The 20,470-nt window shown below is 56.3% G+C and carries 16 protein-coding genes; 11 read left to right on the top strand and 5 right to left on the bottom strand.

The features are described from left to right. Window positions 1-849: a MurR/RpiR family transcriptional regulator gene (locus ACQG2G_RS16160; RefSeq protein ID WP_013098313.1), complete on the bottom strand. Its 849-nt coding sequence runs from the start codon at window positions 847-849 to the stop codon at window positions 1-3. A gap of 118 nt (window positions 850-967) precedes the next feature. On the opposite strand from ACQG2G_RS16160, the gene murQ reads away from it, so the two are divergent. The 4 genes from murQ to tadA are packed head-to-tail and all read left to right on the top strand — an operon-like array spanning window position 968 to window position 4,439. Further along, window positions 968-1,861, top strand: a complete 894-nt coding sequence (gene murQ / locus ACQG2G_RS16155) for an N-acetylmuramic acid 6-phosphate etherase (protein ID WP_013098312.1) — start codon at window positions 968-970, stop codon at window positions 1,859-1,861. Between the two features lie 13 nt (window positions 1,862-1,874). Further along, window positions 1,875-3,236, top strand: a complete 1,362-nt coding sequence (locus ACQG2G_RS16150; RefSeq protein ID WP_369118620.1) for a PTS transporter subunit EIIC — start codon at window positions 1,875-1,877, stop codon at window positions 3,234-3,236. Window positions 3,237-3,239: 3 nt separating this feature from the next. Further along, entirely contained in the window at window positions 3,240-3,875 is a 636-nt protein-coding gene (gene yfhb / locus ACQG2G_RS16145) for a phosphatidylglycerophosphatase C (RefSeq protein WP_013098310.1), read from the top strand. 24 nt (window positions 3,876-3,899) lie between these two features. After that, complete coding sequence (gene tadA, locus ACQG2G_RS16140) at window positions 3,900-4,439, top strand: tRNA adenosine(34) deaminase TadA (RefSeq protein WP_038420406.1); 540 nt, start codon at window positions 3,900-3,902, stop codon at window positions 4,437-4,439. Here the strand turns inward: tadA and mltF are convergent. Then, window positions 4,327-5,877, bottom strand: a complete 1,551-nt coding sequence (gene mltF / locus ACQG2G_RS16135) for a membrane-bound lytic murein transglycosylase MltF (RefSeq protein WP_013098308.1) — start codon at window positions 5,875-5,877, stop codon at window positions 4,327-4,329. The two genes, tadA and mltF, sit on opposite strands and share 113 nt — an antisense overlap. Window positions 5,878-6,144: 267 nt before the next feature. On the opposite strand from mltF, the gene purL reads away from it, so the two are divergent. The 5 genes from purL to glnB all read left to right on the top strand — a co-directional run bounded on the left by purL (window position 6,145) and on the right by glnB (window position 14,470). Beyond that, on the top strand, window positions 6,145-10,032 hold the full coding sequence (gene purL, locus ACQG2G_RS16130) for a phosphoribosylformylglycinamidine synthase (RefSeq protein WP_061771870.1): 3,888 nt from the start codon (window positions 6,145-6,147) through the stop codon (window positions 10,030-10,032). A 528-nt stretch (window positions 10,033-10,560) separates the two neighbouring features. Continuing rightward, a complete protein-coding gene (gene qseE / locus ACQG2G_RS16125) occupies window positions 10,561-11,988 on the top strand; it encodes a two component system sensor histidine kinase QseE/GlrK (RefSeq protein ID WP_029882227.1) in 1,428 nt (475 codons plus the stop codon). A gap of 1 nt (window position 11,989) precedes the next feature. Next, window positions 11,990-12,727: a two-component system QseEF-associated lipoprotein QseG gene (qseG, locus tag ACQG2G_RS16120; RefSeq protein ID WP_061771661.1), complete on the top strand. Its 738-nt coding sequence runs from the start codon at window positions 11,990-11,992 to the stop codon at window positions 12,725-12,727. Further along, window positions 12,714-14,051, top strand: coding sequence for a two-component system response regulator GlrR (glrR, locus tag ACQG2G_RS16115; RefSeq protein WP_013098304.1), 1,338 nt, complete (start codon window positions 12,714-12,716; stop codon window positions 14,049-14,051). Before qseG ends, glrR begins: the two co-directional genes overlap by 14 nt. An 80-nt stretch (window positions 14,052-14,131) precedes the next feature. Then, window positions 14,132-14,470, top strand: coding sequence for a nitrogen regulatory protein P-II (glnB, locus tag ACQG2G_RS16110; protein WP_003860685.1), 339 nt, complete (start codon window positions 14,132-14,134; stop codon window positions 14,468-14,470). Window positions 14,471-14,550: 80 nt separating this feature from the next. On the opposite strand, the gene hmpA is transcribed toward glnB, so the two are convergent. Further along, window positions 14,551-15,741: an NO-inducible flavohemoprotein gene (gene hmpA, locus ACQG2G_RS16105; RefSeq protein WP_020690045.1), complete on the bottom strand. Its 1,191-nt coding sequence runs from the start codon at window positions 15,739-15,741 to the stop codon at window positions 14,551-14,553. Between the two features lie 303 nt (window positions 15,742-16,044). Here hmpA and glyA point away from each other — a divergent pair, with 303 nt between their 5' ends. Further along, window positions 16,045-17,298: a serine hydroxymethyltransferase gene (gene glyA / locus ACQG2G_RS16100; protein WP_013098302.1), complete on the top strand. Its 1,254-nt coding sequence runs from the start codon at window positions 16,045-16,047 to the stop codon at window positions 17,296-17,298. A gap of 53 nt (window positions 17,299-17,351) precedes the next feature. Here the strand turns inward: glyA and ACQG2G_RS16095 are convergent, their stop codons facing one another. Next, window positions 17,352-17,774: a DoxX family protein gene (locus tag ACQG2G_RS16095; protein ID WP_013098301.1), complete on the bottom strand. Its 423-nt coding sequence runs from the start codon at window positions 17,772-17,774 to the stop codon at window positions 17,352-17,354. A gap of 172 nt (window positions 17,775-17,946) precedes the next feature. On the opposite strand from ACQG2G_RS16095, the gene ACQG2G_RS16090 reads away from it, so the two are divergent. Continuing rightward, complete coding sequence (locus ACQG2G_RS16090) at window positions 17,947-19,086, top strand: 3-phenylpropionate MFS transporter (RefSeq protein WP_013098300.1); 1,140 nt, start codon at window positions 17,947-17,949, stop codon at window positions 19,084-19,086. Here ACQG2G_RS16090 and csiE read toward each other — a convergent pair whose 3' ends face one another. After that, the gene (csiE, locus tag ACQG2G_RS16085; protein ID WP_248079165.1) at window positions 19,087-20,364 is read right to left on the bottom strand and encodes a stationary phase inducible protein CsiE; all 1,278 of its coding nucleotides are present in this window, start codon (window positions 20,362-20,364) and stop codon (window positions 19,087-19,089) included. Window positions 20,365-20,470: the final 106 nt, after the last annotated feature.

The raw sequence follows: 20,470 nt of genomic DNA, 5'->3' as shown, positions 1-20,470 counted from the left end.
TCAAACCAGTTTTTTTACCAGCTCTTCGCTGTGACGAATTCGCTCAGGCGCATGCTCCAGATCCTGCTGCACCAGCGCCATAAACAGCAGATCCGTCAGCATCATTTGTGCGCTGGTGGACGAGATAGCCGCGCTGCGCGTGGCCTGCTCCTCGGCAATGGTATACAAGCAGCGCGTTGCCCGCTGCTGCAGTGCATTGGGCGTAAAACCGGTAATAGCCAGAATTTTACCACCCACACGCAGGGCCTCGTCGGTGGCCATGTTGATTTCACGGCGTTCCCCGGTATAGGAGATCGCCAGCAGCAGATCGTCAGGATCCATGGCCTGCACTGTCGCCAGCAGGGCATGCATATCCTGTTCGACGATGGCGTTATACCCGATTTTCGTCAGCTTCCAGCCAAAATTACGCGCCACCAGCCCGGACGCGCCGATGCCGGTCAAAATGATCCGTCGTGCCGCACGCAGCATTGCCACGCTTTCCAGTAATTTTTCTTCAGTGTTGACATCAAGAGTGGCGTGCATGGCCGCGACGTTCTCTTTGATCAACTTCTCGCCCACCAGACGCATGGGATCATCGCCACGGATCTGATTATGCACCGGCATGGATTGCGGATTGGGGTTACTCACCAGGGCTTCGCTGATTGCCAGTTTCAGTGCCGGGAAGCCCTTAAAGCCAATCTTCTGGGCAAACTTCACCACGCTGGACTGGCTCACACCCGCTTCGCTTGCCAGCTGCTGAGAGCTGAGATGGCGGGCATGGTCGGGCTGAGAAAGCAAAAAATCCGCCAGCTTTTTGTCGCTTTGAGCAAAGCCTGCATAACGCTGGCGAATGCGAATTAAACAGTTCATACGTTCTCCTGGCGAAAATGTGATTGTCTGCGCAAATACGAATTTTGCTCGCCTGAATGAATTTTATATTCCATTATAGTGCGATTATTATGAATTAAAAATTCCAGAGGTAAAAAAGATGAATCTTGGCTCACTTGTATCAGAAACGCGTAACCCGCAAACCATGGATCTGGATGCTCTCTCCACCCTGGAGCTGGTTAACCGTTTTAATCAACAGGATACGCTGGTCGCACTGGCAGTGAAAGAGACATTACCAGAGGTGGCGAAGGCCGTCGATGCTGCGGCACAGGCGCTCAAGGCGGGGGGCCGCATTATTTATATGGGCGCCGGAACCAGCGGACGACTCGGCGTGCTGGATGCCTCTGAATGTCCGCCTACGTTCGGCGTTCCGCACGGGCTGGTGGTCGGTCTCATTGCCGGTGGGCCTGGCGCGCTGCTGAAGGCGGTAGAAGGGGCGGAAGACAACAAACAGCTCGGTGAAGATGACCTGAAAGGGCTTAACCTCAACGCAAACGACCTGGTGGTCGGACTGGCCGCTTCCGGGCGCACACCTTACGTCATTGGTGGCCTGGAATATGCCAATCAGACGGGCTGCACTACCGTGGCTATCTCCTGTAATCCAGGCTCGCCCATTGCGCAGGTGGCCCACATCGCTATTTCGCCGGTCGTCGGGCCCGAAGCGCTCACCGGCTCCACGCGCCTTAAATCCGGGACCGCGCAAAAACTGGTGCTCAATATGATCTCCACCGGCGCGATGGTGAAGTTCGGCAAGGTGTATCAGAACCTGATGGTGGATATGCAGGCCACCAACGTCAAGCTGGTGGATCGGGCCTGTCGCATGGTGATGGAAGCGACCGGTGCGAGCCGCGAAGAGGCGGAAGCCGTACTCAAACAAACCGATCACGATGTGAAACCGGCCATTCTGATGATCCTGAGCGGGCTGGATGCCGCCGCCGCGCGAGCCAGGCTTGCCGAGCATAATGGATTCTTACGGGCGGCATTAGAAAACTAACACAGAGGCGTGTATGGAAAAAACAGCAGCGCTCGCCAGCCATATTTTGCAGGGGATCGGCGGAGAGAAGAACATTCAGCGTCTGGAAAACTGCATGACGCGTGTGCGCGTCGAGGTGCATGACGACGACCAGCTTGATATCGCGCACCTTAAGCAGCTTCCTGGCGTCAGCGGGTACGTAAAGCAGGGGCAGCAGCATCAACTGATCGTCGGGCCGGGAAAAGCGGCGCAGGTCATTGATGCCATGCGCGCATTGATGGGCGGAGGGGCGGCAGCGCCGGTTGACGATGCCGAGCGCACCAAAGCGCAGGCGAAGGCCAAATACAAAGCCCCCATGAGCGATGCGCTGCGACAGCTGGCAAACGTCTTTATTCCACTTATTCCGGCGTTTATTGCCTCCGGATTGATCACCGGGATCATCAATATCCTCAAGCGTCCGGATATTGTCGGCGATTTTGCCACGCACTATCCGAACCTGCTCGGTATTCTGGGGATCTTTGGTAGCGCTGTCTTCGCCATCATGAACATTCTGGTTGGGGTTAACACCGCCAAAGTGTTTGGCGGCTCAATGGCGATGGGCGGGGTGATGGCCGGTATTCTCTCCAGCCCGCAGCTTGCGCAGATAACCCTGTTTGGCGAAGCTCTCCAGCCCGGGCGCGGCGGGGTGATTGCGGTGCTGCTGGTGGTCATCCTGATGTGCTGGATTGAGAAAAAGCTGCGCGCCGTTCTGCCCGGTTCTATTGAGCTGATCCTCAATCCGCTGCTGACCACGCTTATCACCGGCTGTGTGGCGATTGTGGCCCTGCAGCCGCTGGGCGGCTGGATCTCTGAGGTGATTGCCCACGGCGCTTCTCTGGCTATCGATCGCGGCGGGTTATTAGTGGGCGCTGTGCTGTCAGGGACCTTCCTGCCGCTGGTGCTGACCGGGCTGCATCAGGGGCTGGTGCCGATCCACGTGGAGCTGGTGCAGGCTCATGGTTATAACGCGCTGCTGCCCATTCTGTCGATGGCGGGGGTAGGTCAGGTTGGTGCGGCGATTGCCGTGCTGATGAAAACCCGTAACGCGCGCCTGAAAAAAGTGATTAAAGGGGCGCTACCAGTCGGATTGCTGGGCATTGGCGAGCCGCTGATTTTCGGTGTCACGCTGCCGCTCGGTAAGCCTTTCCTCGCGGCCTGTCTGGGCGGGGCGGTGGGCGGGGCGCTTATCAGCTACTGGAAAGTTGCCACCGTTATCACCTTTGGTCTCTCCGGTTTACCGCTGGCGCTCACCATCGTGACCGGAAAAGTCATGCTCTATCTGTTAGGCTATCTGGTAGCGGTGATCGCCGGGTTCCTGTTTACCTGGCTGGCAGGATTCAACGACCCAGAGGAGTAAGGTTTGGCTAATCACGAGCGTCGTGTTGTCTTTTTCGACCTGGATGGAACGCTGCATCAGCAGGATATGTTCGGTACGTTTATGCGCTACCTGCTGCGGCGTCAGCCCCTGAACGCACTGCTCGTCTTACCTTTGTTACCCGTGATTGGCCTTGCGCTGCTGGTGAAAGGCCGGGCAGCGCGCTGGCCAATGAGCCTGTTGCTCTGGGGCTGTACCTTTGGCCACAGTGAAGCCCGGCTCAAACAGCTTGAGCAAGACTTTGCGCACTGGTTTCGCGATCATGTGACGGCGTTTCCGGTTGTGCAGGCACGGCTGACCAGCTACCTCGATGCGAACGACGCCGATATCTGGTTGATTACCGGCTCGCCGCAGTCGCTGGTAGAGCAGGTCTATTTTGATACGCCGTGGTTGCCGAGAGTGAACCTGATCGCCACGCAGATCTCTCGTGGTTACGGCGGGTGGGTATTGAGCATGCGCTGTCTGGGGCATGAAAAGGTGGCCCAGCTGGAGATGCGCATTGGCACGCCGCTGCGCCTGTACAGCGGTTACAGTGACAGTAAGCAGGACAACCCGCTGCTCTATTTTTGCCAGCACCGCTGGCGCGTCACGCCTGCGGGTGAACTTCAGCAACTCGAATAGTTTTATCCATAGCGGGTGTGTATAATGCCGCCCGCTTTTCGACTGGAGTATCAACCGTTGTCCAACCCTGAATTCTCACACGAATACTGGATGCGCCATGCGCTCACCCTTGCCCGGCGCGCCTGGGACGAGGGAGAAGTGCCCGTGGGTGCGGTGCTTGTCCATAACAACCAGGTGATTGGAGAAGGGTGGAACCGCCCGATTGGTCGCCACGATCCTACCGCTCACGCAGAAATCATGGCGCTTCGTCAGGGTGGGCTGGTACTGCAAAACTACCGTCTGCTCGACACCACGTTGTACGTCACGCTTGAGCCATGCGTCATGTGTTCCGGCGCGATGGTGCACAGCCGTATCGGTACGCTGGTCTTTGGCGCGCGGGATGAAAAAACCGGTGCTGCGGGCTCGCTGATGGACGTGCTTGGACACCCGGGAATGAACCATCAGGTGAAGACTATCGGTGGGGTGCTTGCACCAGAGTGTTCGGGGCTATTAAGTGATTTCTTTCGAATGCGCCGTCAGCAGAAAAAGCAACAAAAGGCAGAATTGAAGTCGTCGGGCGATTAATTTCGTCCGGTGCCACAACCGGATAGCTTTGCGCCAGCTGTTTCGCCTCTGTCGCCTCTTTTTCCTTCTCCAGCAGATACCCCACCAGGCTAATCTGATATTTACGAATATTTTCCACGTAGGCATAAGCCTCATGCCCGCGCGCATAGCCGTAGGTGAGCTTGTTGTACCACGGCTTCTGGCTCAGGAGCGGCAGACGCTGTTTTACGTCAGACCAGCTGTCGGGGTTGCCTTTAGTTTTTGCCGTCAGGGCCCGGGCGTCGAGCATGTGGGCATAGCCCATGTTGTAGGCGGCCAGCGCGAACCAGATACGCTCCTCTTCCGGCACCGTCTCGGGCACTTTGGCCATCATATCCTGCAGGTAGCGCGCGCCGCCGCTGATGCTCTGTTCCGCATCGGTACGGTCGGTCAGCCCGAGGCTCTGCGCGGTATTTTTAGTCAGCATCATCAGGCCGCGTACGCCGGTGGGGGAGGTGGCCTGGGTGTCCCAGTGGGACTCCTGATACGAGATAGCCGCCAGCAGTTTCCAGTCAATCTCCTGCGCATATTTTTCGAACAGAGGCTGCAGGTCAGGCAGGACGCTGTCTACCGCGCGCAGGAAGCTGCGGGTGTCAACGTAGTCAAAGTCATCACCATGGCCGAGGTACTTCTCTTCCAGGCGTGCCAGGGTGCCGTCTTCATTAATGGTGTTATAAAAATCGAGCATGGCCGCAGAGAGGGTCTGATCGTCATCAAGATGAGTAAACCAGGTCACGGGCTGTTCGTCCGTCACGTCCAGCGCCACGGCGATTTCAGGATGCACGCGCTGGAACAGGCTGATCGCCACGGAGTCGGCGATGGTGTAAGGCAGTTTCTGATCTTTGACCTGGTCCAGCAGCTCCGTCGTGCCGAGTTTAGGGTCAACGGTCCAGCTCAGGTCAGGGTATTTCTTCTCCTTCAGCTCACGCAGATCGTCAATCACCACATGGCCAGGGGCAATCGTCAGCTGTTGAGCGTTGATCGAGGCCAGCGTACGCGGGCGCAGGCTACCGACGCGATAGACCAACTGCTGTGAAACGGAGTAATAGGTCGGGCCCGGCTGGTAATTCTTGCTGCGCTCGCTGTTGTACACCAGCCCGGCGGCGAGGATATCGGCATCGTTGTTATCCAGGTCATCAAACAGCTGGCTGATGTTCTGGCGCACGGTGATTTTGAGCTTCACGCCGAGGTAATCGGCAAACTGCTGAGCCAGCTCATAGTCCAGACCGATGGTTTTGCCGTTGATGTCGCTGTAAATCAGAGGAGAGTTAAGCGTGCTGACACGCAGCTCCCCCCGCTCCTGAATGGCGGCGATACGGTTTTCGGCTTTGCCGAACCAGGGGATGGAAGGCCAGAGGGCCACTGCCAACAGCAACGTTACAATGCCGATGAGCAGATAATTAATCTTTAATTTTTTCAATTAGTTAATTCTCTGCGACGCCGGTTGCCTTAGTATGCTGTAGCCATGTTAAAAATAAGGTTTGCCATTGATTGAGCGGCATTTTGCGTAAAGTTACGCCACTTGGCAACAAATTAGAGAGAGAGGTCACATCTATTGTTAAACGACGCCGTCGATTTTATTTCGACGCAAACGGTTTCGTCGACGCTCAGGATTCTCTATAATGACGCCCGTTTTCCCCCCTTGCGCACACTGTAAGCGCCCCGGCGCTTCGAAGACGAGAGACTTATGATGGAAATTCTGCGTGGTTCGCCTGCACTGTCTGCCTTCCGTATTAACAAACTGCTGGCACGTTTTCAGGCAGCCGACCTTCCGGTAAGCAATATTTACGCTGAGTATGTCCATTTTGCTGACCTGAATGCCCCCCTGAATACAGAGGAGCGCGTACAGCTGGAACGCCTGCTCAAGTATGGCCCAAGTCTGAGCAGCCATACCCCAACCGGTAAACTGATCCTTGCGACGCCTCGTCCAGGCACCATCTCCCCCTGGTCTTCCAAAGCGACCGACATCGCTCACAACTGTGGTCTGAACCAGATTAACCGTCTGGAACGCGGCGTGGCGTATTACGTTGAAGCCTCCACCCTGAGCGACGCCCAGTGGCAGGCGGTGGCCGCAGAGCTGCATGACCGCATGATGGAGAGCGTATTTGCTTCTCTGGATGATGCGCAGAAACTTTTCTCCCACCATCAGCCTGCGCCAGTACAGAGCGTGGATTTGCTGGGGCAGGGTCGTCAGGCGCTGATTGACGCTAACCTGCGTCTCGGCCTGGCACTGGCAGAAGATGAGATTGACTACCTGCAGGATGCGTTCGTTAAGCTGAACCGCAACCCGAACGACATCGAACTCTATATGTTCGCGCAGGCTAACTCTGAGCACTGCCGCCACAAGATTTTCAACGCCGACTGGATTATTGACGGTGAACAGCAGCCGAAGTCGCTGTTCAAAATGATCAAAAACACCATGGAGAAAACCCCTGACCACGTGCTGTCTGCCTATAAAGACAACGCCGCGGTGATGGAAGGTTCCGAGGTGGGCCGCTTCTTCGCCGATCGCGAAGCGGGGCGCTATGACTTCCATCAGGAGCCGGCGCATATCCTGATGAAGGTGGAAACTCACAACCACCCGACGGCGATCTCTCCGTGGCCGGGTGCGGCAACCGGTTCCGGCGGTGAAATCCGTGACGAAGGGGCGACGGGCCGTGGTGCGAAACCAAAAGCGGGCCTGGTCGGTTTCTCTGTTTCCAACCTGCGCATCCCGGGCTTTGAACAGCCGTGGGAAGAAGATTTCGGCAAGCCAGAGCGCATCGTGACCGCGCTGGACATCATGACCGAAGGTCCACTGGGCGGCGCGGCATTCAACAACGAATTTGGTCGTCCGGCACTGAACGGTTACTTCCGTACCTATGAAGAGAAAGTGGACAGCCACAACGGCGAAGAGCTGCGCGGCTACCACAAACCGATCATGCTGGCGGGCGGGATCGGTAACATTCGCGCCGATCACGTGCAGAAAGGGGAGATCGTCGTCGGTGCGAAGCTGATCGTCCTCGGTGGACCGGCGATGAACATCGGTCTGGGCGGTGGTGCGGCCTCTTCAATGACATCCGGTCAGTCTGACGCCGATCTCGACTTTGCCTCCGTTCAGCGTGACAACCCGGAAATGGAGCGTCGTTGCCAGGAAGTGATCGACCGCTGCTGGCAGCTGGGTGATGCAAACCCAATCCTCTTTATTCACGACGTTGGCGCGGGCGGCCTGTCCAACGCTATGCCGGAGCTGGTGAGTGACGGTGGTCGCGGTGGTCGTTTCAACCTGCGCGACATTCTGAGCGATGAGCCGGGCATGAGCCCGCTGGAGATCTGGTGTAACGAATCTCAGGAGCGTTATGTGCTGGCCGTCGCAGCCGATCAGCTGCCGCTGTTTGACGAGCTGTGCCGCCGCGAGCGCGCGCCGTACGCGGTAATCGGTGAAGCGACCGAAGAGAAACACCTGACCCTGAGCGATACCCATTTCGACAACCAGCCAATCGATCTGCCGCTGGACGTGCTGCTCGGCAAAACGCCGAAGATGACCCGCGACGTGCAGACCCGCAAAGCGGCGGGCAACGCGCTGGATCGTCAGGGTATTACCGTAGCAGACGCGGTGAATCGCGTGTTGCACCTGCCTGCGGTGGCGGAGAAAACCTTCCTGGTCACCATCGGCGACCGTACCGTGACCGGTATGGTCTCGCGCGATCAGATGGTGGGGCCATGGCAGATCCCGGTGGCGAACTGCGCCGTGACCACCGCGAGCCTCGACAGCTACTACGGTGAAGCGATGGCGCTGGGCGAACGTACCCCGGTAGCGCTGCTGGACTTCGCGGCCTCTGCTCGTCTGGCCGTCGGTGAAGCACTGACCAACATCGCCGCGACCCAGATTGGCGATATCAAACGTATCAAATTGTCCGCGAACTGGATGGCCGCTGCCGGTCACCCGGGCGAAGACGCGGGCCTGTACGAAGCTGTGAAAGCGGTGGGTGAAGAGCTCTGTCCTGCGCTCGGCCTGACCATTCCAGTGGGTAAAGACTCCATGTCGATGAAAACCCGCTGGCAGGAAGGCAACGAGCAGCGCGAAATGACTTCGCCGCTGTCGCTGATCATCTCCGCGTTTGCCCGTGTGGAAGACGTGCGCCATACCGTGACTCCACAGCTCTCGACCGAAGACAACGCCCTGCTGCTGATTGACCTGGGTAAAGGTCACAACGCGCTGGGTGCCACCGCGCTGGCACAGGTTTACCGTCAGCTGGGTGATAAACCGGCGGACGTGCGTGATGTGGCCCAGTTAAAAGGCTTCTACGACGCCATTCAGGCGCTGGTGGCGCAGCGTAAACTGCTGGCCTACCACGACCGTTCCGACGGCGGCCTGCTGGTGACCCTGGCGGAGATGGCCTTCACCGGACATTGCGGTGTTGAAGCGAACATCGCGACGCTTGGCGAAGATCGTCTGGCGGTACTGTTTAACGAAGAACTCGGCGCGGTGATTCAGGTGCGCGCGGCCGATCGTGACGCGGTTGAAGCCCTGCTGGCTCAGCACGGCCTGGCAGACTGCGTACACTACCTGGGTAAAGCCGTTCAGGGTGACCGTTTCGTCATTGAAGCGGATGGCCATGCGGTGTTCAGCGAAAGCCGCACCACGCTGCGTATGTGGTGGGCCGAAACCACCTGGCAGATGCAGCGCCTGCGTGATAACCCGGACTGTGCCGATCAGGAACACAACGCCAAGGCCAACGACAACGATCCTGGCCTGAACGTGAAGCTCTCCTTCGACATCAACGAAGACATCGCTGCACCGTACATTGCGACCGGCGCGCGTCCGAAAGTCGCCGTGCTGCGTGAGCAGGGTGTCAACTCCCACGTTGAGATGGCTGCGGCCTTCCACCGTGCGGGCTTTGATGCCATCGACGTTCATATGAGTGACCTGCTGGCAGGTCGCACCGGTCTGGAAGATTTCCATGCGCTGGTGGCGTGCGGCGGTTTCTCCTACGGTGACGTGCTGGGTGCCGGTGAAGGCTGGGCGAAGTCCATTCTCTTCAACAACCGCGTGCGCGATGAGTTCGAACGCTTCTTCCATCGTCCGCAAACCCTGGCGCTTGGCGTATGTAACGGCTGCCAGATGATGTCTAACCTGCGCGAGCTGATCCCGGGCAGTGAAGCGTGGCCACGCTTTGTGCGTAACCAGTCCGACCGCTTTGAAGCACGTTTCAGCCTGGTCGAAGTGACTCAGAGTCCGTCTCTGCTGCTGCAGGGAATGGTAGGGTCGCAGATGCCAATCGCCGTTTCTCACGGTGAAGGTCAGGTAGAAGTGCGTGATGCTGCCCATCTGGCTCAGCTTGAGAGCAAAGGACTGGTGGCGCTGCGCTTTGTCGATAACTTCGGCAAGGTGACGGAAACCTATCCGGCTAACCCGAACGGCTCGGTGAACGGGATCACGGCGGTCACCAGCGAAAGCGGCCGTGCGACCATCATGATGCCACACCCTGAGCGTGTGTTCCGCACCGTGAGCAACTCCTGGCACCCGGAAAACTGGGGCGAGGACAGCCCGTGGATGCGTATCTTCCGCAACGCACGTAAACAGTTGGGTTAATCGGTATTGCTCTTTAAAGCCCGGTACGCGAAAGCGCTACCGGGCTTTTTTATGTGTGTCGCAATTTCGCGACAACCCGTAATGCCACTGTCTCCAAAAGGAGACATTTAACTCCTTGATTTATATATAGCAGGGGCGGTTCCCGTTAAGGTGTTGCTGATTAGCGACACTTAGCCTGGAAATCATTCAGCGAGCAATTAACGGTGGAAACCCATAAATTATATAAATATCAATGCGATAATATATTTATTTGCATTTTGGCACATCTATTGCATAATATTAACCAGTGGCTCATTCACCTTCTTATGTCAGCCCCTTCGGGACGTGCTACATAAACTTCGAATGACGCACAAAAAGGTGCCTGCCGTCCAACTACTGATCATAGCGTTGCTTTATCAGGACAGGGCGAAACGTCGAGTTAGGCACCGCCTCATTCCATGACAAAGCCGGGTTTTTACCCGGCTTTGTTGTATCTGAAGGGCAGACTCAGTTACGCTCTCCTCAAACCCATTCAAAGAGAGTAATGCGTTGAAACGCTGGCCCGTTTTCCCCCGTTCCCTGCGTCAACTCGTAATGATGGCCTTTTTGCTGATCCTGCTGCCTTTACTGATTCTGGCCTGGCAGGCGTGGCAAAGCCTGAACGCGCTCAGTGCTCAGGCGGCACTGACTAACCGCACGACGCTCATTGACGCCAGACGCAGTGAAGCGATGACCAACGCCGCGCTGGAGATGGAGCGTAGCTATCGTCAGTATTGCGTGCTTGACGATCGCACGCTGGAAAAGGTCTACCAGAATCAGCGTAAACGCTATAGCGAGATGCTGGATGCGCATGCCGGCGTGTTGCCGGACGATAAGCTCTACCAGGCATTACGTCAGGATTTGAACGACCTGGCCCAGCTGCAGTGTAAGAACAGTGGCCCTGATGCCGCCGCAGCCGCGCGCCTTGAAGCCTTTGCCAATGCCAATGCTGAGATGGTGCAGTCTACCCGTGCGGTGATTTTCTCTCGCGGTCAGCAACTGCAGCAGGAGATTGCCGAACGCGGTCAGTTCTTTGGCTGGCAGGCGCTGGTGCTGTTCCTGGTCAGCCTCGCGCTGGTGTTACTTTTTACCCGAATGATCATCGGCCCGGTGAAGGGCATCCAGCGGATGATCAATCGTCTGGGGGAGGGGAAATCACTGGGCGATACGGTGGCCTTTAAAGGCCCGCGCGAGTTGCGTTCCGTGGGGCAGCGGATTATCTGGCTTTCGGAGCGCCTGTCGTGGCTGGAATCCCAGCGTCACCAGTTTTTACGTCATATTTCCCACGAGCTTAAAACGCCGCTGGCCAGCATGCGCGAAGGCACGGAATTGCTGGCAGACGAAGTGGCGGGGCCGCTGACGGTGGAGCAGAAAGAGATTGTTGAGATCCTCGACGCCAGTAGCCGCAATCTGCAGAAATTAATTGAGCAACTGCTCGATTACAACCGCAAGCTGGCGGATGGGGCGGTCGTCCTCGAAAATGTCGAGATTGAGCCGCTGGTGGATATGGTGATCTCTGCCCACAGCTTGCCTGCAAGAGCTAAAATGATGCATACCGGGGTGACGCTGAATGAGCCAACCTGCCTGGCTGAACCGATGTTATTGATGAGCGTTCTGGATAATCTTTATTCCAATGCGGTGCACTATGGTACTGAATCCGGTAACATTTATATCCGAAGCTATACGAATGGTTCACGGGTCTTTATTGATGTCGCCAACACCGGCACCCCGATCCCCGATGACGAAAGAGAGATGATATTTGAACCCTTCTTCCAGGGAAGTCATCAGCGAAAAGGTGCGGTTAAAGGAAGCGGTCTGGGGTTAAGTATCGCCCGGGACTGTATACGACGCATGCAGGGGGAGCTAAACATTGTCACGGATGAACGTTCCGATGTTTGCTTCCGTATCGAACTGCCCCTGAGCCGGAAAAACCAATAAAATGAAGCTATGTCTGGTGAGTATGTCACACGTCTTTTTCCGCGCCATACGCGCGGTGTTTTCCCGTAAAACGTTGCGCCTGAGTCTGCCTTGTTTATTGCTGGCGGGGTGTGTTTCCCATGTGCCAAAAAGTGCCATTAGCGATAAACAGGAAGATAAATGGCCAGAGAATCAGCTGGCAGATTTTCTCTCAACCCGCTGCGACGACATCTGGAACCTGTCGGGGCATGACGTCGAAACCAATCCTCTGTTCTGGCTACGCGGAATAGACTGCGCGCAGCGTCTGGCTCCGGTTGAAGCCCGCTCAAAAGCGGCGATGCTGGACGACGATACCTGGCAGGACGCCTTCAAGCGCGGAATATTGCTTGGGGATGCCAAAATTACCCCTGTCGAACGACGCACGAACGTCACGCGGCTCGACACCTTTGTGGCATATCTTCCCGCTCAGGTACGCCCTGTTTATCAGCTCTGGCGCGATGGGCAGACATTACAACTTCAGTTGTCTGAAGAGCGATCCCGTTACAGCAAGCTGCAACAGTCAACCGACAGCGAGCTGGATACCCTGCGTCAGCAGCAACAACATTTGCGTACGCAACTGGATACCACGACGCGTAAGCTGGAGAACCTGACCGATATCGAAAGACAGCTCTCGTCGCGTAAATATCAGCCTGGGAGTTCATCTGCTGCACCGGACAGCGATACACCGAAACAAGAGGATGTGAAGCATGACGAGCCGTAAACCTGCCCATCTCCTGCTGGTGGATGACGATCCCGGTTTACTCAAGCTGTTGGGAATGCGTCTGGTCAGTGAAGGCTACAGCGTCGTGACGGCTGAAAGCGGGCTGGAGGGGCTCAAAATTCTCGCCCGGGAGAAAATTGACCTGGTGATAAGCGACCTGCGGATGGATGAAATGGATGGCCTGCAGTTGTTCGCAGAGATCCAGAAGCAGCAGCCGGGCATGCCGGTGATTATCCTGACGGCGCACGGCTCGATCCCGGATGCTGTCGCGGCGACACAGCAGGGGGTTTTCAGCTTCCTGACCAAGCCGGTGGATAAAGACGCGCTGTATAAGGCCATCGACAGTGCGCTGGAACATGCTGCCCCGTCGAGCGATGAGGCGTGGCGGGAGCCTATTGTCACGCGTAGCCCCATCATGCTGCGTCTGCTGGAACAGGCCCGGATGGTGGCGCAGTCTGACGTCAGCGTCCTGATTAACGGGCAGAGCGGCACCGGGAAAGAGATCCTGGCGCAGGCCATCCATAATGCCAGCCCGCGCAGCAAAAACGCCTTTATTGCCATTAACTGCGGCGCACTGCCTGAACAACTGCTCGAATCTGAATTGTTCGGCCACGCCCGCGGTGCGTTCACCGGTGCAGTCAGCAGCCGAGAAGGCCTATTCCAGGCGGCGGAAGGCGGCACGCTTTTCCTGGACGAGATTGGCGACATGCCTGCACCGCTGCAGGTCAAATTACTGCGCGTGCTGCAGGAGCGAAAAGTGCGCCCGTTGGGCAGCAACCGTGATATCGACATTAACGTGCGCATCATCTCCGCCACGCACCGTGATTTACCAAAGGTAATGGCGCGCAATGAGTTTCGTGAAGATCTTTACTACCGCCTGAACGTCGTGAACCTGAAAATTCCGGCGCTGGCCGAACGTGCGGAAGATATCCCTTTGCTGGCGAATCACCTGCTGCGCCAGTCTGCGGATCGCCACAAACCGTTTGTGCGGGCGTTTTCCACCGATGCGATGAAGCGGCTGATGGCCGCAAGCTGGCCGGGAAACGTGCGTCAGCTGGTCAACGTGATAGAGCAGTGCGTGGCGCTGACGTCGTCACCTGTCATCAGTGACGCGCTGGTGGAGCAGGCGCTGGAAGGCGAGAACACGGCACTGCCGACGTTTGCCGAAGCGCGTAACCAGTTCGAGCTAAACTATCTGCGTAAGCTGTTGCAGATCACCAAAGGTAACGTGACCCACGCGGCACGCATGGCCGGACGCAACCGCACCGAGTTCTATAAGCTGCTGTCACGCCATGAGCTGGAAGCCAACGATTTTAAAGAGTAGTACCGCAAACTTCGAATGAATATGATACTGTGAGCAATCGATTACGACGCGGCTTACAGGCAAGAGTTTAAGGACCCACCATGAAAAAGATTGATGCGATTATTAAACCTTTCAAACTGGATGATGTACGTGAAGCGCTGGCGGAAGTGGGCATCACCGGTATGACCGTGACCGAAGTGAAAGGTTTTGGTCGTCAGAAGGGCCACACCGAGCTTTACCGTGGTGCAGAGTACATGGTGGACTTTCTGCCGAAAGTGAAAATTGAAATCGTGGTAAGCGACGATATTGTCGATACCTGTGTGGATACCATTATCCGTACGGCGCAAACGGGTAAAATTGGCGACGGTAAAATTTTCGTCTTTGACGTGGCGCGTGTCATCCGTATCCGTACCGGCGAAGAAGACGACGCTGCGATTTAACATTGTCAGCGATTTGCAGACCGGGTCAGGCGCAGCCGCCATCCGGCAAAAAAAGCCCCTCGTTCGAGGGGCTTTTTGTATTACAGCACTTTATGCGGTCCAAAACATTCGTAATGGATGTTGTCTTTATTGACGCCCAGTTCAACCAGTTGTTTCGCGGCATACTGCATAAACGCCACCGGACCGCAGACGTAGAACTGCATCTCCGGCGCGCTGAACGCACCTTCATGCTGGCGTAAATCCATCAACCCTTCGCTGTCAAAGCGGGCCGCTGTACGATCGGCATCCGTTGGCAGACGATACCAGGTGTGCGCGGTGAAACGCGGCAGGGTAGCACCCAGCGTTTTCACCTCATCAGCAAAGGCGTGCACATCCCCGTTTTCAGCGGCGTGGAACCAGTTAACCTGCGCGCTGTGGCTGGATTTCGCCAGGGTGTCCAGCATCGCCAGCATTGGCGTTTGACCCACACCCGCAGAGATCAGCGTCACCGGGGTATTTGCCTCAACGGCCATAAAGAAATCGCCCGCCGGCGCAGCCAGATGAACCACGTCGCCCACGCTGGCTTCGTTATGCAGCCAGCTGGAAACCTGACCGCCGTCCTCGCGTTTCACCGCAATACGGTAGCCTTTGCCGTTTGGCTTACGGGTGAGGGAGTACTGGCGGATCTCCTGATGCGGGAAACCTTCAGGCTTCAGCCAGACGCCGAGATACTGCCCCGGCTGATAATCGGCAACGGGTTGACCATCCACCGGCTCGAACTCAAAACTGGTAATCAGCGCGCTACGCGGCGTTTTCTCAACAATGCGGAAGGCACGGGTCCCTTCCCAGCCACCGTTCTTGCTGGCGTTTTCGCTGTAGATCTGCGCTTCTCGGTTGATAAAGACGTTTGCCAGCACGCCGTAAGCTTTGCCCCAGGCGTCCAGTACCTCCTGGCCCGGGCTGAACATCTCGTCCAGCGTCGCCAGCAGGTGACCGCCCACAATGTTGTACTGCTCGGGTTTGATCTGGAAACTGGTATGCTTCTGCGCGATTTTCTCCACCGCAGGCAGCAGGGCTGGCAGATTTTCAATGTTGCTGGCGTAGGCCGCGATGGCATTGAAAAGCGCTTCCCGCTGATCGCCGTTACGCTGGTTACTCATGTTGAAAATCTCTTTCAACTCCGGGTTGTGCGCGAACATGCGGTCGTAGAAATGAGCGGTGAGCTTAGGGCCTGTCTCCACCAGCAGGGGAATGGTGGCTTTAACGGTAGCGATGGTTTGAGCGTCGAGCATGAGCGCGTCCTTCTGATGTGAACTTAATGATGTATTTTAAATGCATCTTATAAAAATAACCCTGCGATGTAAATGGTTCTTTGCAAGATGAAATATATGCATCACAAACCTGAAAAGAAATCCGTTGAAAATGACGAGGGCTTTATTCCTCAAACCCTTGCGTGGCGTGAAGGAAAACGTTTGCGTAAAATCGTTTGTCAAGACCTGTTATCACAGAACTATTCAGTTATACTGTTGCCCGTCGTCCAACAGGACTGCCTTTTCAGGCCAAATTTTACTTGTTAGCTGAGTCAGGAGATGCGGATGTTAAAGCGTGAAATGAACATTGCCGATTATGATGCCGAACTGTGGCAGGCTATGGAGCAGGAAAAAGTACGTCAGGAAGAGCACATCGAACTGATCGCCTCCGAGAACTACACCAGCCCGCGCGTCATGCAGGCGCAGGGTTCTCAGCTGACCAACAAATATGCTGAAGGTTATCCGGGCAAGCGCTACTACGGCGGTTGCGAGTACGTTGATATCGTTGAGCAACTGGCGATTGACCGTGCGAAAGAACTCTTTGGCGCTGACTACGCTAACGTCCAGCCGCACTCCGGCTCTCAGGCAAACTTCGCGGTCTACACCGCGCTGCTGCAGCCGGGCGATACCGTTCTGGGTATGAACCTGGCGCAGGGCGGTCACCTGACTCACGGCTCCCCGGTAAACTTCTCTGGCAAACTGTACAACATCATCCCTTACGGTATTGATGAGTCAGGCAAAATTGACTACGAAGACATGGCGAAGCAGGCTAAAGAGCACAAGCCGAAGATGATCATCGGTGGTTTCTCTGCTTACTCCGGTATCGTTGACTGGGCAAAAATGCGTGAAATCGCAGACAGCATCGGTGCTTACCTGTTCGTGGATATGGCGCACGTTGCCGGTCTTATCGCCGCAGGCGTTTACCCGAACCCGGTTCCTCATGCTCACGTTGTGACCACCACCACGCACAAAACCCTGGCGGGTCCACGCGGTGGCCTGATCCTGGCGAAAGGCGGCGATGAAGAGCTGTACAAAAAACTGAACTCCGCTGTGTTCCCAAGCGCACAGGGCGGCCCGCTGATGCACGTGATCGCGGCAAAAGCTGTCGCGCTGAAAGAAGCGATGGAGCCAGAGTTCAAAGTCTACCAGCAGCAGGTTGCCAAAAACGCCAAAGCGATGGTGGAAGTGTTCCTGAACCGTGGTTACAAAGTGGTGTCCGGCGGTACTGAAAACCACCTGTTCCTGCTGGATCTGGTTGATAAGAACCTGACCGGTAAAGAAGCTGACGCCGCCCTGGGCCGCGCCAACATCACCGTGAACAAAAACAGCGTACCAAACGATCCGAAGAGTCCGTTCGTGACCTCCGGTATCCGTATCGGTTCTCCGGCTGTTACTCGCCGCGGTTTCAAAGAAGCGGAAGTGAAAGAGCTGGCTGGCTGGATGTGTGACGTTCTGGATAACATCAATGACGAAGCGGTTATTGAGCGCGTAAAAGCGAAAGTTCTGGATATCTGCGCACGCTTCCCGGTATACGCATAATTCTTCTGCTTAGCAGAAATAAAAAGGCCGCGTTTGCGGCCTTTTTTTATGTCTTAACGTCGGTCGAGGGATATTGCTCCCGGTCCCACAATCGCCAGCAGGATAAATGCGCCAGCAATACTGACGTTCTTATAGAAATTAATCATATTCGGCACAACCGCATCCCCGGTCATGTCCCAGTAATGGTGACCAATAACTGCCGTGCCCAGCGTGTAGAACACAAACAGTACGGCGAGAGGGCGGGTGAAAAAGCCCAGCACGATCAGGATGGCGGCAGGGACTTCCATCACCACGGCGATAATGGCCGCCAGCATGGGCATTGGCGCGCCAAGCGACGTCATATATTGTACGGTGCCGTTAAACCCCGTCAGTTTTGGATAGCCGAAGATAATAAAGAGTACGACAAGGGCGATACGGGCAATCAACAACAACAGGTGGCGTGACTGACCGAAATCGAAATAGCGAAGTGAGTTCATGGCAGAAAACCTCTGCAAGTGGAGTAATTTAAACGTAATACACATTTTCGTTCCCTGCCATAAGCCAGACGATTGCACTGAATGTTAATTTTTCGTTAATTTATAGCAGGCTATCTACTTGCTTAATTTTTATATTCTCGCCAGACTATGGCGTCCATTTCGGGAGGGATTCATGGTCTTGCATTCCACGCGCTGGCTGGCGCTCAGCTATTTCACCTATTTCTTTAGTTACGGTATTTTTCTGCCTTTCTGGAGCGTCTGGCTCAAGGGAATTGGCCTTACTCCGGAAACCATCGGTGTCCTGCTGGGGGCGGGGCTGGTGGCGCGTTTCCTTGGCAGCCTGCTGATTGCACCGCGCGTCAGCGATCCCTCCTTACTCATCAAAGCTGTGCGTATTCTTGCCCTGCTAACGTTGGTCTTTGTGGCCTGCTTCTGGGTCAGCCATCAGTTTGCCTGGCTGATGGTGGTGATGGTCGGCTTTAACCTGTTCTTCTCCCCGCTGGTTCCCCTGACGGACGCCCTGGCAAACACCTGGCAAAAGCAGATCACCATGGACTACGGTCGCGTGCGCCTGTGGGGCTCCATTGCGTTTGTGATTGGCTCTGCGCTGGTGGGGAAACTGGTCAGTCTTTACGATTACCGCGCCATTCTTGCCCTGTTAAGCATCGGTATCGCCTCGATGTTGCTGGGCATGCTGCTGCGACCGTCAGTCATGCCGCAAGGCGAAAGCCGCCATCAGGAAAGCGCAGGCTGGCCCGCCTGGCGAAGCCTGGTGGCGCAAAGCTGGCGTTTTCTGGCCTGCGTCTGCCTGCTTCAGGGGGCGCACGCGGCGTATTACGGCTTCAGCGCCATTTACTGGCAGGGTGCCGGTTACTCTGCCTCTGCCGTGGGCTACCTGTGGTCGCTTGGCGTGGTGGCCGAAGTGATTATCTTTGCGCTCAGCAAGAAACTGTTCCGCCGCTTCGGCGCGCGCGACCTGCTGCTGCTCTCCGCCGTGTGTGGCGTGGCGCGGTGGGGCATTATGGGCTGGACGACCGAACTGCCCTGGCTGATCGTGGCGCAAATTCTGCACTGCGGCACCTTTACCGTCTGCCATCTGGCGGCCATGCGCTATATCGCCGCGCGTGAAGGCGGGGATGTGATTCGCTTGCAGGCGGTCTATTCTGCGGTGGCGATGGGCGGCAGCATTGCCGTGATGACGGTCTTTGCGGGCTTCCTGTATCAACATCTGGGACACGGCGTGTTCTGGGTAATGGCACTGGTCGCGCTACCGGCGATGTTTATTCGCCCGAAAGTGGCCGCGCGCGCCTGACTACGATTCCAGCATGGCGCGAATATGTTCTTGCTGCTGTGCGTTCAGCGATTCCACGGCGTGGATCAGCGGCGGTGAGAACAGGGGCAGGGCGGTGGGGTAAGGGGTAATGACCAGCGCCGCTTCGCGCGGAGCTCCCTCTTTCTGAAAAGCCTGCAGCGTCAGATAACGAATATTGAGCGGCAGCAGCGTTAGTTCGCGTAGCTGCTGTTCAATCACCTCTTCACAGGATTTATCCTCTCCGGTTAATAACACCACCTGTTTTTCGTGAAGATCGGTCTCCTGCATCAGCCAGGCGCCAAAAATCACCGCCACCAGACTCATCTCTTCATCAGAAAAACGCAGGCCAAACTCCGCTTCCAGCTCAAACAACGCCTCCTTGGTGGTGCGTAACAGACGGGGGTAAAGGCGATGGATCTCTTCTGGCAGGCTGTTGTCGATGCCGATCTCAAACAGCGACCGGTCCAGCGCCTGTGCCAGATGAACGTAGAGCTGATCGGTCAGCCCTTGTTCATCGCTGAAGTTCATTCCTGTCTGGGCGCGAAAACGGGCAATCATCCGCACGATGGCCCGGCGCAGACGCTGATCCTGCTGATGTTTATCGAGCACCGGATCGGGCGTGCGCAGCATCATAAACAGCAGCGCGAGGAACAGTTGTTCGTCGCTGTGGGTGCCCTGCGGCACGCGGCGTTTCCAGTGACGCACAATTTCCTGCGCCGTAAAGTATTCCCCTCGCGACTGTGTCCAGTTGCGCTGAACGGGGGAAAACTGCGGCGTATTGCCCAGGTGATGCTGGATCAGACAATACTGCAAGAAGAGCTGTAAAAATTGCACGTCACGGCAGTCAAAGGGGCGCTGTAGCTTTCGCGAACAGAAGCTGATCAACGCCCGCAGATTCGTATCGTCATAAAGCTGACGCGCGATGCCCTGCTGTTTAAGCGCGGTTTTAAGCGCCGGGGTAAACTGTTGCGAAACAAAATGTGGGCACAGGCGGAGCGCCCTGCGCAGCCAGTGCAGCAGACATAAACGCTGATTCAGGACCGAGCCTTCAATCCGGTAGCTGCCGTCATGGTGCGTGACAATGTCCAGCCGGTGATAGCGCTGGATTTCATCGCGCGTCTCGGCTATATCTTGCCGTGCCATGGCGTCGTCCACGCCGTTGGTTGCGATTATGCTCTGTGCGGTGACGGCAGCATCGGGCAGGTAAAGCATCAAAAGCACCTGGCAGCGGCGCTGCGAACTGGAAAGCACAGATGGAATTTCAAGCGTTGTCATCATCTGTTGGGTATCCAGTGTGAATGTCTGGTAAGAATAGCTAAAGGATCGACGCTGAAAAGCGTACCGGCAGCCCTTTCACTCAGGATTGCTGGCGAACATCACAGAA

Origin of the sequence: Enterobacter cloacae complex sp. 382A5 (assembly GCF_050031095.1) — a bacterium.
Lineage (GTDB): Bacteria > Pseudomonadota > Gammaproteobacteria > Enterobacterales > Enterobacteriaceae > Enterobacter > Enterobacter cloacae.
Note: the sequence above shows the minus strand (reverse complement) of the source record. Positions and strands in the feature narration are given on the sequence as shown.